At 63.9% G+C, this 12,766-nt stretch carries 10 protein-coding genes; 7 read left to right on the forward strand and 3 right to left on the reverse strand.

Going from position 1 to position 12,766, the window contains the following annotated elements; all coding sequences use genetic code 11:
* The first annotated feature begins 55 nt into the window (after positions 1-55).
* The 3 genes from AKN84_RS16310 (at position 56) to AKN84_RS16320 (ending at position 2,928) form a co-directional block, all read left to right on the forward strand.
* The gene (locus AKN84_RS16310; RefSeq protein ID WP_050421699.1) at positions 56-832 is read left to right on the forward strand and encodes a helix-turn-helix transcriptional regulator; all 777 of its coding nucleotides are present in this window, start codon (positions 56-58) and stop codon (positions 830-832) included.
* 321 nt (positions 833-1,153) lie between these two features.
* Positions 1,154-2,098 carry an alpha/beta fold hydrolase gene (locus AKN84_RS16315; RefSeq protein ID WP_050421700.1) on the forward strand — a complete coding sequence of 315 codons (945 nt, stop codon included), beginning with the start codon at positions 1,154-1,156 and terminating at the stop codon, positions 2,096-2,098.
* An 89-nt stretch (positions 2,099-2,187) separates the two neighbouring features.
* The gene (locus AKN84_RS16320; protein ID WP_050421701.1) at positions 2,188-2,928 is read left to right on the forward strand and encodes a hypothetical protein; all 741 of its coding nucleotides are present in this window, start codon (positions 2,188-2,190) and stop codon (positions 2,926-2,928) included.
* A 13-nt stretch (positions 2,929-2,941) separates the two neighbouring features.
* On the opposite strand, the gene AKN84_RS16325 is transcribed toward AKN84_RS16320, so the two are convergent.
* Positions 2,942-3,349, reverse strand: coding sequence for a DUF302 domain-containing protein (locus AKN84_RS16325; protein WP_050421702.1), 408 nt, complete (start codon positions 3,347-3,349; stop codon positions 2,942-2,944).
* 128 nt (positions 3,350-3,477) lie between these two features.
* Between AKN84_RS16325 and AKN84_RS16330 the strand changes: the two genes are divergently transcribed.
* Positions 3,478-4,197, forward strand: a complete 720-nt coding sequence (locus AKN84_RS16330; RefSeq protein ID WP_050421703.1) for a DnaJ domain-containing protein — start codon at positions 3,478-3,480, stop codon at positions 4,195-4,197.
* Between the two features lie 245 nt (positions 4,198-4,442).
* Here the strand turns inward: AKN84_RS16330 and AKN84_RS16335 are convergent, their stop codons facing one another.
* Positions 4,443-6,227 carry a D-alanyl-D-alanine carboxypeptidase gene (locus tag AKN84_RS16335; RefSeq protein WP_050421704.1) on the reverse strand — a complete coding sequence of 595 codons (1,785 nt, stop codon included), beginning with the start codon at positions 6,225-6,227 and terminating at the stop codon, positions 4,443-4,445.
* A gap of 425 nt (positions 6,228-6,652) precedes the next feature.
* On the opposite strand from AKN84_RS16335, the gene AKN84_RS16340 reads away from it, so the two are divergent.
* On the forward strand, positions 6,653-6,988 hold the full coding sequence (locus tag AKN84_RS16340; protein ID WP_021078275.1) for a phasin family protein: 336 nt from the start codon (positions 6,653-6,655) through the stop codon (positions 6,986-6,988).
* A 640-nt stretch (positions 6,989-7,628) separates the two neighbouring features.
* Here AKN84_RS16340 and AKN84_RS45560 read toward each other — a convergent pair.
* Positions 7,629-9,041 (reverse strand): TadE/TadG family type IV pilus assembly protein, encoded by a 1,413-nt coding sequence (locus AKN84_RS45560; RefSeq protein ID WP_128970881.1) that lies wholly within the window; start codon positions 9,039-9,041, stop codon positions 7,629-7,631.
* 509 nt (positions 9,042-9,550) lie between these two features.
* On the opposite strand from AKN84_RS45560, the gene clpS reads away from it, so the two are divergent.
* Together clpS and clpA are read left to right on the forward strand one after the other, a co-directional pair.
* Positions 9,551-9,883: an ATP-dependent Clp protease adapter ClpS gene (gene clpS / locus AKN84_RS16360; protein WP_050421723.1), complete on the forward strand. Its 333-nt coding sequence runs from the start codon at positions 9,551-9,553 to the stop codon at positions 9,881-9,883.
* A 259-nt stretch (positions 9,884-10,142) separates the two neighbouring features.
* Entirely contained in the window at positions 10,143-12,551 is a 2,409-nt protein-coding gene (gene clpA, locus AKN84_RS16365) for an ATP-dependent Clp protease ATP-binding subunit ClpA (RefSeq protein WP_050421707.1), read from the forward strand.
* The last annotated feature ends 215 nt before the right edge of the window (positions 12,552-12,766 follow it).

Genomic DNA, 12,766 nt, shown 5'->3' on the forward strand with positions numbered 1-12,766 from the left:
GCCAGGAAGACCTGGTATTATCCTAGGATTGTCAGACCTACTCAGGAGGCCGGTGATGGCCACTGCGCGGCAAAGCGAACTTGGCGATTTCCTGCGATCGCGGCGGCAGAAGCTGACGCCCAAGCTCACCGGCGCTCAGGCCGGGCGGCGGCGCCGAACGCCCGGTCTGCGCCGCGAGGAGGTGGCCGAGCTCGCCGGCATTGGGGTCGACTGGTACATCCGCCTCGAGCAGGGCCGCTCCGTCAGCCCGTCCGCCACCACGATCGACGCGCTGGCGCGGGCGCTGCGCCTCAGCAAGGCCGAGCACGCGCATCTGCGGGCGCTTGCAAAGGATGGCGACCGCCGACCATTTGCGGCCGAGACCGTGCCACCTGCGATCCGGCGCGTCGTCGAAAGCCTCAACCAGCCGGCCTATGTCACGGGGCGGCGATGGGACGTGCTGGCCTGGAACGCTGCCGCGGAGGAGGTCTTTGCGTTCGGCCGCATGCCTGAGGACGAGCGCAATACGCTGCTCTTCGTGCTGACCAACCCAAAGAGCCGGCACCTGTTCGGCGCAAGCTGGACCGAGGAGGCGCGGCGCATCGTGACGCAGTTCCGCCGGACGCACGACCTCTGGGCCGGCGACCCGGCCTTGGTCGATCTGCAGGCGCGGCTTCGCGCAGGCTGTCCGGAGTTCGACGGCTGGTGGGGGACCCACGACGTCAGCGTCAGCGTCGCCGGAACAAAGGCGCTCAATCACCCCAAACGCGGCCGGCTGACCTTTGAATACGCCACCTTCCAGGCCAATGACGATCCGGGCCTAAAACTGATCATTTACACGGAAATCGGTTGAAATCCGTGGTTTTCCGGTGATTTTTGTCACAGAGCGGCCAAAAAGCTGGAACAAAGGTGCCGGAATCCGGTTTCCCCTCAACGTCAATCCGAGGCTCGAACGCAACCTTGGAAACTCACGTCATAAGGGTAAGAGGAGAGTGCGAGCCGTCGCGTTGGTAGTGTGCACCTGCACAAACTATAGGTGCAACGCACAACGTTATGCCACGGAAGCTACAATATTTGGACTTCCTGTCACGGCGCTGTGACATATATTCTCAAAGGGAGGCCGAAGAGCCTCCGGCCAAAATCGCCCTTTCAAGGCGGGCACCTCGAGGACGTCATGAAGCGTGGAATTCTCGTTCTGCTTTCGCTCTCCGTGGTGATCACGGGTGCGTATTTCACCGCGAGCAAGTGGGCGATCCGTCACGAAACCCTCATGTTCAAGGATCCGACGCGCGATGAGCGGCCGGTCGCGGTCGATGTCGCGGTGCGCTTCGACAAGGAGATGCAGGCCGACGCTGGCATGATCAAGCTTCCGGTTGCGATCCTCAATCATGGCAATACCGTCAAATTCACCGAATATTCCTTCCTCGCGAACGTGTTCGCGGCGCGCGGCTATCTGACGATCAGCATTCAGAACGACCTGCCGTCGGATGGACCGATGGTGACCAAGGTCGGCGAGCTCTATGTCGGCCGTCTGCCGCAGTACCAGCGCGGCATCACCAACATCAAATTCGCCATCGAGGAAATGAAGAAGCGTCAGCCGAACGCGGACTACGGCAAGCTGACGATGGTCGGCCATTCCAATGGCGGCGACATCGCGATGTATTTCGCCAAGCAGTATCCGGAGGAGATCAAGAAGGTCGTCACGCTGGACAATCTGCGCGTGCCGTTCATGACCGACGGCAAGTTCAAGATTCTGTCGTTCCGTTCGCATGATCAACAATTCAAGCCCGATCCCGGCGTGGTGCCGGACGAGGAGGAGTGCGAGAAGGCCGGCATCACTGTCGTGAACACCAACTTCCAGCACAACGACATGCGCGACACCGGACCCGAGAGGGCCAAGGACTCGATCCAGGCGATGCTCGATAAATTCCTGGCCGACACCGATAGCGCTGTTGCGCCGGTCGACACGCGCAATTCGCCGCCGAAGATCCTGGAGCCCGGCCCGGTCTCGCTCTACGTGCCGGTCGAGAAGCCGCCCCAGACCTTCGGCGAAAAGCTCAAGAAGTCGCTCTCGCTGACCAAGACCGAGACCAAGAAGGATCCGTCGGTCACGAACTGACGGCGCCGCCCGCGATCAAGGCGCGCCGCTCACGTTGACCAATCCGATGCCGCGGCCCACATAGTGCTTGCTGTACGAGGCAAGCGTTGATGGCTGGCAAGACGATCAAACCGACATCCGGAAGCGAGGTGCGCCCGGCCAATGCGCCAGACGTGCCGACGTCGAGCTCGAACGACATCGCCGCGTTCGTGGCCAAGGCACGGGCGATGTCGCCGAATCGCGCCGGCGCGCGCGGCAGGCTGGTGTTCGCGCTCGACGCCACAATGAGCCGGCAGCCGACATGGGACTTGGCGTGCACGCTGCAAGCGGACATGTTCCGCGAGGCCGGCGCGCTCGGCAGCCTCGACATCCGTCTCGTCTATTATCGCGGCTTCAACGAGTGCCGTGCCTCGGGCTGGATCTCCGACAGCGCGCAGCTTGCGCGGCTGATGAGCAAGATCGACTGCCAGGGCGGCAACACCCAGATCGGCAAGGTGCTGTCGGAGACGCGCCGCGAAGCGGTTGCGGCAGGCGTGCGCGCGCTAGTGTTCGTCGGCGATGCGATGGAGGAGAATGCCGACGCGCTGTGCGCGAGCGCCGGCGAGCTCGGCCTGCTGAAGGTGCCGGTGTTCATGTTCCAGGAGGGCGCGGACGCCACCGCCGAGCAGACGTTTCGCGAGATCGCGCGGCTGACCGGCGGTGCCTGGTGCAGGTTCGATCCCGGCGCGGCCGCGCAGCTCCGCGAATTGCTGCGTGCCGCCGCGGCCTATGCTGCCGGCGGCCGTGAGGCGCTGCTGCAATTGGCGAAGACCACGAGCGGCGCCGCCAAGCTGATCGGCCAGATGAAATAGGCCGCCTGCCGGGTCAGGCTCCGCCCGCGGTCACGGCTTTTGCGATTGCGCCGAGCAGCGTCGACATGTTGGCCGTGACTTGTTTGGCCGCTTCCGCGACGCCGTGCCGTTCGGCGAGCCAGGCCGGATCGTTGTAGGAGAACCAGCACACACCGGCTTCGTCTTCCCAGACCAGCGCCTTGAGCGGCAGATCGATCCCGATGGTCTGCGCAGCCTGCATCAAGGGCGTGCCGCCCTTCGCATTGCCAAAGACGAAGAGTTCGGTCGGACGGAGCGCGAGGCCGGCGCTCGCAGCGCCCGCGGCGTGATCGATCTGCGCGAACAAGGTCAGCCCACTGGCCTGAAGTTCGGCCTTGAGCCGGTCGGCAGTCTGCTTCGGTCCGACATTGCTGCGTAGGCTGATCAGTCCGTCAATCGCCATTAAGTTTCCTCTCGTGCGGTTGGCGCAGGCTACTCAATCGCGAGGACCGACGCCACGCGGGTGCGCTTCACGCTCCGGTGAGACGAAGCTCCGCATGCTTTTTGCCGCTGAGACGCTATATTCCGCGCATGCCAACCCTGATCGCCGGCGTCGTCGCCGTTGTCGTCCTTTATTCAGCGCTGCAGATGTTTCGTGCGGCCAATCCCGCCGTGCTTGCGCGTGCGATCAAGATCGGCGGCGGGGTGCTCGCGCTGGCGGTCGCGGCCTTTACCGGCGTGCGGGGCGAACTGGCGGTGGCCATCCCGCTCGGCATCTTCGGCGCCGGACTGCTCGGCTGGTCGCCGTTCGGGAACACCGGGCTTCCCAATTTCGGCGGCATGTTCGGCGGTTCGCGCAGCCCCGGACAAAGCTCGCGGGTGCGCTCGCATTATCTCGACATGAGCCTCGATCACGGCAGCGGCGTGCTCACCGGGCAGATCGTGGCGGGACCGCAAGCCGGCCGCATGCTCGACGAGTTCGACCTGTCGCAGCTGCTGGCGATGGTGCCGAGCTTCGATGCCGAAAGCGTCGCGCTACTTGAAAGCTATCTGGACCGCCGCTTTCCCGCCTGGCGTCAGGACGCACAGGGCGACCGGGCAGGGGGGCAGGGCCGTGCGGCGACGAGCGGCAAAATGACGAACGAGGAGGCCTATCAGATCCTTGGCCTGCAGCCGGGGGCGTCGCGTGACGACATCAGCCGGGCGCACCGCACCCTGATGAAGAAACTGCATCCCGACCAGGGGGGCTCGACGTATCTCGCTGCCCGTGTGAACGAGGCCAAGGATACTCTGCTTCGCACGCATCTCTAACTCCGGCTACGCCACTGACGCCACAGCCGAGAGCTGCCTTCCGCTTCTGATTGATGCCCCGTCTGGCCCGCCGCTGTCCGGCGTCGCCGATCGTTCTTTTGGGAAAACTTAACCGTAAAACCTTGACGAGAAGTTTTCATGGTGGCGCCGCGTGCGGATGGGCCAGTCGATTTCGCGCGCTGCACGCAAAGCAAAAGGGCCGGCGCTTGCGGCGCCGGCCCTTTGAGATCGGTCGATCGTGTCGATCAGTTGCGAACGGTGATGCAGGAGATCTCCGCACGCTTCAGCGTCTTGCACGCCGCTTCGGCCTGGTCGCGCTCGAGACCGGCAAAGCGGGCGCGGTAGAGCTTGCGATTGTCCTTGGCGACCACTTCGGTGAACGGATCCGCCTTGCTGAGCAGGCCGCGGGCCGAGCTGCGCGCGAGGTCGATACGCTTGTTGGCCTCGCCCTCGGATTCCAGCGCGCCGACCTGGATGATCCAGCCGGAATGCGCGGCGCCCGGCTTGACGGTGCTGGTCTGCGGGGCGGCCTGGAGGCTGCGGGTCGGTTCGATCGAAGCCACGGCCTGCGGGGCCGGGGCGGCGGGTGCATGCACGGACGAAGCCGGCAGCACGCCGAGGATGCCGTTGCCGGTGCCGAAATTGGCCGGCTGCGGCGGCATCTCGGGCTTCGAGGTCTCGGCGGCCCGCGCCATCATCGCGTTGGAAGTCTCGGGGATCTCGCCGCGCGACGGGATCGTGTTGGTGATCGGTGGCGCGGACTGTGCCGGGCCGGCGGCGGCGAGCTTGATCTGGCCGGCCTTGACCTGGACGGTCTTCACCCTGACGGGCTTCATTGGCTCAGCCGAGCCCGGGATCGCGGCGAGTTGCTGGGTCTGGATCACGCCCGAGGTCAGCGGCGCCGGTTCGGGCTTGGCCTGCGGCTCCGGCTTTGCCGGGGGCGGCGGCAGCGCGGCTGCGGCGGCGGCCATCAGCGAAGGCTTGCTGGCCGGGCGCGGCGCCGGCAACGGAGCGGGGGCGGGCTCCGACGCGGCAACCGGCGCGTTATCCGCTTCGCGCGCATCGTCGGCATCGGCGACCTGGACATTGGCGTCGGCCGGGTTGCGCTCGGTGATCGCGGCGACGGTGCGGTTGGTGGCGCCCTTGCCGATGTTCTCGGCCAGCAGGTTGCGCATGATGGCATCGCGCGAGCCGCCGCTGCGGCCGCCGAGCACGACGCCGACCAGGAAGCGATTGCCGCGGTGGATCGAGGTCACGAGGTTGAAGCCGGAGGCGCGGGTGTAGCCGGTCTTGATGCCGTCGACGCCCTCGACGCTGCCGAGCAGACGATTGTGGCCGGTGATGGTGTGGCCGCGGAAATTGAACGCCGTCGTCGAGAAGTAGCGGTAATAGCGCGGGAAGCGATCCTGGATGGCGCGGCCGAGCGTCGACTGATCGCGCGCCGTAGTGATCTGCTCGTCGTTGGGCAGGCCCGAGGCGTTGCGATAGGTGGTCCGGCTCATGCCGAGCGCGCGGGCCTTGCGGGTCATCATGCGGGCGAACTCGTCTTCGCTGCCGCCGATCGCCTCGGCGATCACGACTGCCGCGTCATTGGCGGAGCGGGTGACGAGGCCCTTGATGGCGTCTTCGACCTTGATGGTCTGTCCGGGCCGCAGGCCGAGCTTGGTCGGGTCCTGCTCGGAAGCATGCTCGGAAACCGGCATCTCGGTGTCGAGCTTCATCTTTCCGGAATCGAGGCGCTCGAACAGCAGATAGAGCGTCATGATCTTGGTGAGCGAGGCGGGGTGCCGCAGGCCGTCCGGGCTGTTTGCCGTCAGCACCGAGCCGGTGTTGCCGTCGACGATGATCGACGCGAATTGCGGGCTGTAGCTTTCGCGCGCTTCCTCGCTGTGGTGGTGGCGGGCGGTGTGGCGCCGGTGGCGGCGCGCTTCCGCGCTATCGCTGGTGATCAGGATCGCCGTCGTGACGGTCACGAGCCCGAGAACGCCAACTCGCAGCGCCCGCGAGGAGGCAAAGGTTGTTCGAAGCATCTACTTCCCCGTCCCAATTTCTATCTAGATCACTGGCTCGTGAGGCGAAATTGTGCCCGGCGGCCGTCGATCCTTGCCTGCGCAACAGACCATTTCGGGCAGAACCATCGGCCCTCGTGGCGGCTCAGGTCGCTCTTCTAGCTAAGGTGTTGTTCACAAACAGCTTTCAAGGCCGTCTGTCGGAAGGCGAACAAAGTCCGGGAATCAGGTTAGGCGGCCCGAGTTTCCAAAAGATTAAGCAACCGTTGCGTAGTCCCCCGGGGTTTATCGCAAATGCTCAGGAATCGGGCAAATATCGTTGTGCGACGCACAATATTTGTTGACTTTATTGTGCGATGCGATATTTCAATCGTTGTCAGGGGGCCGGGATGCTTCCCGGCAATGGGAATTTGCGCCTTCAAGTCTGGGAAAAGGAATTCCAATCCATGGTCAAGATCGAAGACATTCAGAACTACGGCAAAGAGCATTTCGAGTCGGTCACTGCGTCTGCGAACAACCTGCAGAGCGGCGTCCAGGCGATCGCCACCGCTTATGGCGACTACGCCAAGAAGTCGTTTGAGGACACCAAGTCGTTCGTCGAGAAGCTGTCGGGCGTGAAGTCGCTGGACAAGGCGCTCGAGGCGCAGACCGAATACCTGCGCTCCTCCTACGAGACCTTCGTCGCGGAATCGCAGAAGATCGCCGGCCTCTACAGCGACTGCGCCAAGCAGACCTTCAAGCCCTATGAGGGCCTGGTCTCCAAGTTCGCGCCCGCTCAGTAAGCGCCGCTAAAGCCCGATAAGATTCGGTTGAATCGTTATCGCGCTTAGCTCCTTGTTTGAGCATGATCTTTTCGGAAAACCGCTTCGCACTTTTCCGGATCATGCTTTGACCAAGACAAACGAAAAGCCCGGCCGTTTCGGCCGGGCTTTTTTGTTGGGTGGGAGGCGGGCGGTTATTTCGACAGCCGCAGCTTGCTGAGGGCCGTGCCGATCGTGTTGAAGGTCGTCAGGATCTGGGTCGAGCTGGTCAGCATGAAGAACTTGTCGGGGCTGCTGGCGCAGTTCTTCAGGACGGTCGACGTCGGATCGGCCGGCGTGCTGGTGTTCACCTGGATGGTGTAGATCGTGTACGCCGGGTTTCCACCGGAATCCTTCGCGTTCTGGAGATTCTGGCACTGCAAGGCCTGCCTTGCGTCGATCGGATTGCCCGACGCCTGCGAGCTGCCGTCGCCGTAGTCCGGCCAGCGGTCCTCGGTGTTCAAACCGTCGGACAGCAAGATGATGACCCGGTTGTAGGTGGTGTTGGAATCCTCCGCCGGCGTGTTCAACGGGCCGCCCACCAGCAGCGACTGCCACGCCCAGGCGAGGCCGACCGACTGGTCGGTACCGCCGGTCGGCTGCATGGCGTTGACGGCGTTCTTCAGCGCGGTCCAGTCGTAGCTGAGCGGAATGATCGGCTCGAGCTGCGGCGAGGCGCTGCTGCTGCAATAATACGAGCTGTTCTCGTAATACTCGTTGGCCGGGAACAGCGTGGTGACGTCGGATGTATTCGGCAGCACGCCGGTCGCATCGTTCGGCTGGCTGCGGTCGGTGATGCAGCCCGTCCAGTTACCGATCGGATTGGTGGACGCGAGCAGCCAGTTGTTCGCCACCGTCGGGGTCTGGTTGGTCGAGGTCCATTTGTTGTTGGTCCAGCCCACCACGCGCCGACGCGCGGCTGCCCCAGATTGTGAACGAGATCCAAGGGGCCCGGCTGGGTCCAGTCGTGGGTGTAGAGGTTGCCGGAGCAGGACGTGACGCCGCCCGTGGTGGTGCAACTGCAGCCGGTGACATTGCTGCCGGACGAATTCTTCGGGCAGGCGCAGGACGACGAACCCGTGCAGAACACGCCGGTGCCCGCCGGCGTGCTCACCCAGCAGCCGTTGTAACGGGTGTGGGAGTTGTAATCGACGCTCGGGCAGATGTAGCCCGAATAGGTCCCGCTCGACGGGATATAGTTCGCATTGGACGTGCTGGTCGGGCTGGTGTTGCAGGTGAAGCCGCCATTGCTGTTGGTCCACGGGCATCGCGCGCCGGGTCCCACTGCATGCCAGTTCATCGGCAGGCTCGCCTGCGTGCTGCCATTGTTGGGCTGGGTGGTCGGCGGATTGAGCCAGTCGGTCCAGTCGATCCAGTTCTGGCCGGAATTGCTGGTGCCGACGTTGACGACCTTGGCGAACGGAATGACGGAGATGTAGACGTCGCCGTTGTTCTTGCTCAGCGCGCTGAGCTGATCGATCAGGCCGCCGGATCCGGCCACCGCGTTTCGCAGCGCGGTAATCTTGCCGTCCTGGGCCATCGATCCCGTGTTGTCGAGGGCGAGGGCGACGCGCATCTTGACGTTGCCCCAGGTGGTGGTGGTCGAACTGCTGAAATTCAGCTTCGGAAAACCGGCAAGCTGCATGAAGTCGGATTTGACGAAGCCGGACCCGCTCAGCAGGATGGTCGCCGCCGCGCTCGAGGTCGGGGTCGTATAGGTGGCCGAGACCGCGATGCCCTGGCCGTCCTTGTTGGTATAAAGGCCATTGAAGTAGGACTGGGCCTTGCTCGGGATTTGCGCGGCCGTGATGTTGCCCATGGTCAGGTCCTTGGACAGCATCAGCGCGGTGGAATCGAGCGCCGCCTGCATCGAGGACCGGGCGCTGTTGGCGCGGGTATAGTCGATTGCGGCCCCCACGAAGGCGAGGATCGGCAGCATCGCGAAGGTGAACATCACCCCGACGTTGCCGCTCTTCGACCTGGAAAACCGGCGGGCGGCCGCGCGGACGCGATTGGAAATGGCTGAACCAAGCATGACGCCTCGTCAAAATGGATTGCGCGGCCATCTCCACGTGCGCGGCTAAACAGATGGTGAATCGGGCTGGGGAAACCCGGCAGGCAGCCCGGGCGGACGATCAAAAGCGGGGCAAAAGCACGCGCTATCCTCAATGCCGTCTAAATTGGCCGCCCCGATCCTTTGTCAAATCAGGTAGAAATGATTAACCTTCCGAGGGTTGCCGCGCCGGGAATCGGACCGGTGGGCTACGGCGGGTCTGCGCTTGCGGCAGGGCGTCGCGAGGCCCATATTCCGGAGACCGATCCGGCCGCCGGATCGGACCGGGAGCGGCAATCTGGAAAGCATTGCTAGGGGTTCCGCGATCAGTCTTGCGGCAATCGCGACCACCTTCCAATCGCCATCCGGTTTCCCGCCGGTCTCCCTTGGGGAATTCGAACGCCTGAACCATGTTGCGACCCACGTTGACAGTCCCGATCTTCGAGCCGGTTTCGTCCATGCCGGCGGTGCCCGCCGCGCCGGTGCCGAAAATGAGCAATGACGACAACCGCAATGGCGCGGGCAGCGGCCCGTCGACCTCGGTCATCACCAAGGTCAAGCCGAAGACCAAGCGCCCGAACCTGTATCGCGTCCTGATCCTGAACGACGACTACACGCCGATGGAGTTCGTCGTTCACGTGCTGGAACGATTCTTCAACAAGGACGCCGAGGCCGCGACGACGATCATGCTGCACGTTCACCACCACGGGATCGGTGAGTGCGGCGTGTTTACCTATGAGATCGCCGAGACCAAAGTGACACAAGTCATGGACTTCGCGCGCAAGCATCAGCATCCACTGCAATGCGTGATGGAAAAGAAGTAGTCGGCGGGAACGAGTGACCTGCCGCGGGGCGCGGAACGGGTCTTGCATCGCGTTTTGTGACGGTGGTGAACCGCGTTCCCGTATGATCACGGGCGCGGCCGGACGACGTTCGAGCGCCCGAAATTTAGAAGAAAACGATCACCGCGGGACCGGTCTTTCGCCACGATCCGTCGTAACTATATCAATGGCGATCACGAAGGTTGTTATTGCCTGACCCGGTAATGGCGATCATGATGGCCGGGGGCCATAGAGGACGCGAATGCCAACTTTTTCTCAAAGCCTTGAACAATCGCTGCACCGTGCATTGGCGATCGCAAACGAGCGTCATCATCAGTACGCAACGCTCGAACATCTGCTGCTGTCGCTGATCGACGACTCGGACGCGGCGGCGGTGATGCGGGCCTGCAGCGTCGATCTCGACAAGCTGAGGACGAGCCTCGTCAATTATCTCGAGACCGAATTCGAAAACCTGGTGACGGACGGCGCGGATGACGCGAAGCCGACCGCCGGGTTCCAGCGCGTGATCCAGCGCGCGGTGATTCACGTCCAGTCGTCCGGTCGCGAGGAGGTGACCGGCGCCAATGTGCTGATCGCGATCTTCGCCGAGCGCGAGAGCCACGCGGCGTATTTCCTGCAGGAGCAGGACATGACGCGCTACGACGCCGTCAACTACATCAGCCACGGCATCGCCAAGCGGCCCGGCGTCTCCGAGGCGCGGCCGGTGCGCGGCGTCGACGAGGAGACCGAGACCAAGGGCAACGAGGACTCCAAGAAGAAGGGCGAGGCACTCGAGACCTATTGCGTCAACCTCAATAAGAAGGCGCGCGACGGCAAGATCGACCCGGTGATCGGCCGCAATGCCGAGATCAACCGTGCGATCCAGGTGCTGTGCCGCCGCCAGAAGAACAACCCGCTGTTCGTCGGCGAAGCCGGCGTCGGCAAGACCGCGATCGCCGAAGGCCTCGCCAAGCGCATCGTCGACAGCGACGTGCCGGAGGTGCTGGCGGCCGCGACCGTGTTCTCGCTCGACATGGGCACGCTGCTCGCGGGCACCCGCTACCGCGGCGATTTCGAGGAGCGGTTGAAGCAGGTCCTGAAGGAGCTGGAGGCGCATCCGAACGCCATCCTGTTCATCGACGAGATCCACACCGTGATCGGCGCCGGCGCGACCTCCGGCGGCGCGATGGATGCATCCAATCTGCTGAAGCCCGCGCTGGCTTCGGGCACGATCCGCTGCATGGGCTCGACCACCTACAAGGAATACCGTCAGCACTTCGAGAAGGACCGTGCGCTGGTGCGGCGCTTCCAGAAGATCGACGTCAACGAGCCGACGGTGGAAGACGCCATCGCGATCCTCAAGGGCCTCAAGCCCTATTTCGAGGATTACCATCGGCTGAAATACACCAATGAGGCGATCGAGGCGGCGGTGCAGCTGTCGTCGCGCTACATCCACGACCGCAAGCTGCCCGACAAGGCGATCGACGTGATCGACGAGTCCGGTGCGGCGCAGATGCTGGTCGCCGAGAGCAAGCGCAAGAAGACGATCGGCATCAAGGAGATCGAAACCACGATCGCGACCATGGCGCGGATCCCGCCCAAGAGCGTGTCGAAGGACGATGCCGAGGTGCTGAAGCATCTCGAGCAGACCCTGAAGCGCACCGTGTTCGGCCAGGACAAGGCGATCGAGTCGCTGTCGGCGTCGATCAAGCTGGCGCGTGCCGGCCTGCGCGAACCGGAGAAGCCGATCGGCTGCTACCTGTTCTCGGGTCCCACCGGCGTCGGCAAGACCGAGGTGGCGAAGCAATTGGCGGCGACGCTCGGCGTCGAGCTGCTGCGCTTCGACATGTCCGAATACATGGAGCGGCACACCGTGTCGCGCCTGATCGGCGCGCCTCCCGGCTATGTCGGCTTCGACCAGGGCGGCCTGCTCACCGATGGCGTGGACCAGCATCCGCATTGCGTGGTGCTGCTCGACGAGATCGAGAAGGCGCATCCGGACCTGTACAACGTGCTGCTGCAGATCATGGATCATGGCCGGCTCACCGACCACAACGGCAAGCAGGTCAACTTCCGCAACGTGATCCTGATCATGACCACGAATGCGGGCGCGGCCGACCTCGCGCGGCAGGCCTTCGGCTTCACCCGCTCGAAGCGGGAAGGCGACGACCACGAGGCGATCAGCCGGCAGTTCGCGCCGGAGTTCCGCAACCGGCTGGATGCGATCGTCTCCTTCGCGCACCTCAATGCCGACGTCATCGGCATGGTGGTCGAGAAGTTCGTGCTGCAGCTCGAGGCGCAACTCGCCGACCGCGACGTCACGATCGAGCTGTCCGAGCCCGCCAAGGCCTGGCTGATCGAGAACGGCTATGACGAGCAGATGGGCGCGCGTCCGATGGCCCGCATCATCCAGGAGCACATCAAGAAGCCGCTCGCGGATGAGGTGCTGTTCGGCCAGCTCAAGGGCGGCGGCCACGTCCGCGTCATCCTGGTCAAGGACGAGGCGACCGCCAAGGACAAGATCGGCTTCGAATATGTCGAGGGCCCGGTCACGCCGAAGCCCGAGAACCTGCCGCCGCGCAAGCGCAAGCCGCCGAAGGGTGGCCCGAACAATGGCGGCGGAGGCGGCACCAAGGGGCCGGTCTCGAAGGGGCCGATGGTCAAGGCCTGAGGCGCGAGCGAATATGAATTGAAAAGGCCGGCTGAACAGCCGGCCTTTTTGTTTGCGATCGTATGGCCGGAGTACAGGCAGCTAAACTGGGATGAGTTTTTGGTTGAATTGGCTCGGCGCCGTCTTGCTTCACCTCTCCCCGCCGGGGAGAGGTCGGATTGCGCCTGGCGATGCGAAGCATCGTCCAGTGCAATCCGGGTGAGGGCTTTTGCTCC

Origin of the sequence: Bradyrhizobium tropiciagri, from assembly GCF_001189845.1 — a bacterium.
Lineage (GTDB): Bacteria > Pseudomonadota > Alphaproteobacteria > Rhizobiales > Xanthobacteraceae > Bradyrhizobium > Bradyrhizobium tropiciagri.

Coding starts and splice junctions, on each gene's coding strand:
- AKN84_RS16325 (WP_050421702.1), bottom strand. CDS start 3,349: ATGGCGATTGACGGACTGATCAGCCTACGCAGCAATGTCGGACCGAAG.
- AKN84_RS16310 (WP_050421699.1), top strand. CDS start 56: ATGGCCACTGCGCGGCAAAGCGAACTTGGCGATTTCCTGCGATCGCGG.
- AKN84_RS16330 (WP_050421703.1), top strand. CDS start 3,478: ATGCCAACCCTGATCGCCGGCGTCGTCGCCGTTGTCGTCCTTTATTCA.
- clpS (WP_050421723.1), top strand. CDS start 9,551: ATGAGCAATGACGACAACCGCAATGGCGCGGGCAGCGGCCCGTCGACC.
- clpA (WP_050421707.1), top strand. CDS start 10,143: ATGCCAACTTTTTCTCAAAGCCTTGAACAATCGCTGCACCGTGCATTG.
- AKN84_RS45560 (WP_128970881.1), bottom strand. CDS start 9,041: ATGCTTGGTTCAGCCATTTCCAATCGCGTCCGCGCGGCCGCCCGCCGG.
- AKN84_RS16340 (WP_021078275.1), top strand. CDS start 6,653: ATGGTCAAGATCGAAGACATTCAGAACTACGGCAAAGAGCATTTCGAG.
- AKN84_RS16320 (WP_050421701.1), top strand. CDS start 2,188: ATGGCTGGCAAGACGATCAAACCGACATCCGGAAGCGAGGTGCGCCCG.
- AKN84_RS16335 (WP_050421704.1), bottom strand. CDS start 6,227: ATGCTTCGAACAACCTTTGCCTCCTCGCGGGCGCTGCGAGTTGGCGTT.
- AKN84_RS16315 (WP_050421700.1), top strand. CDS start 1,154: ATGAAGCGTGGAATTCTCGTTCTGCTTTCGCTCTCCGTGGTGATCACG.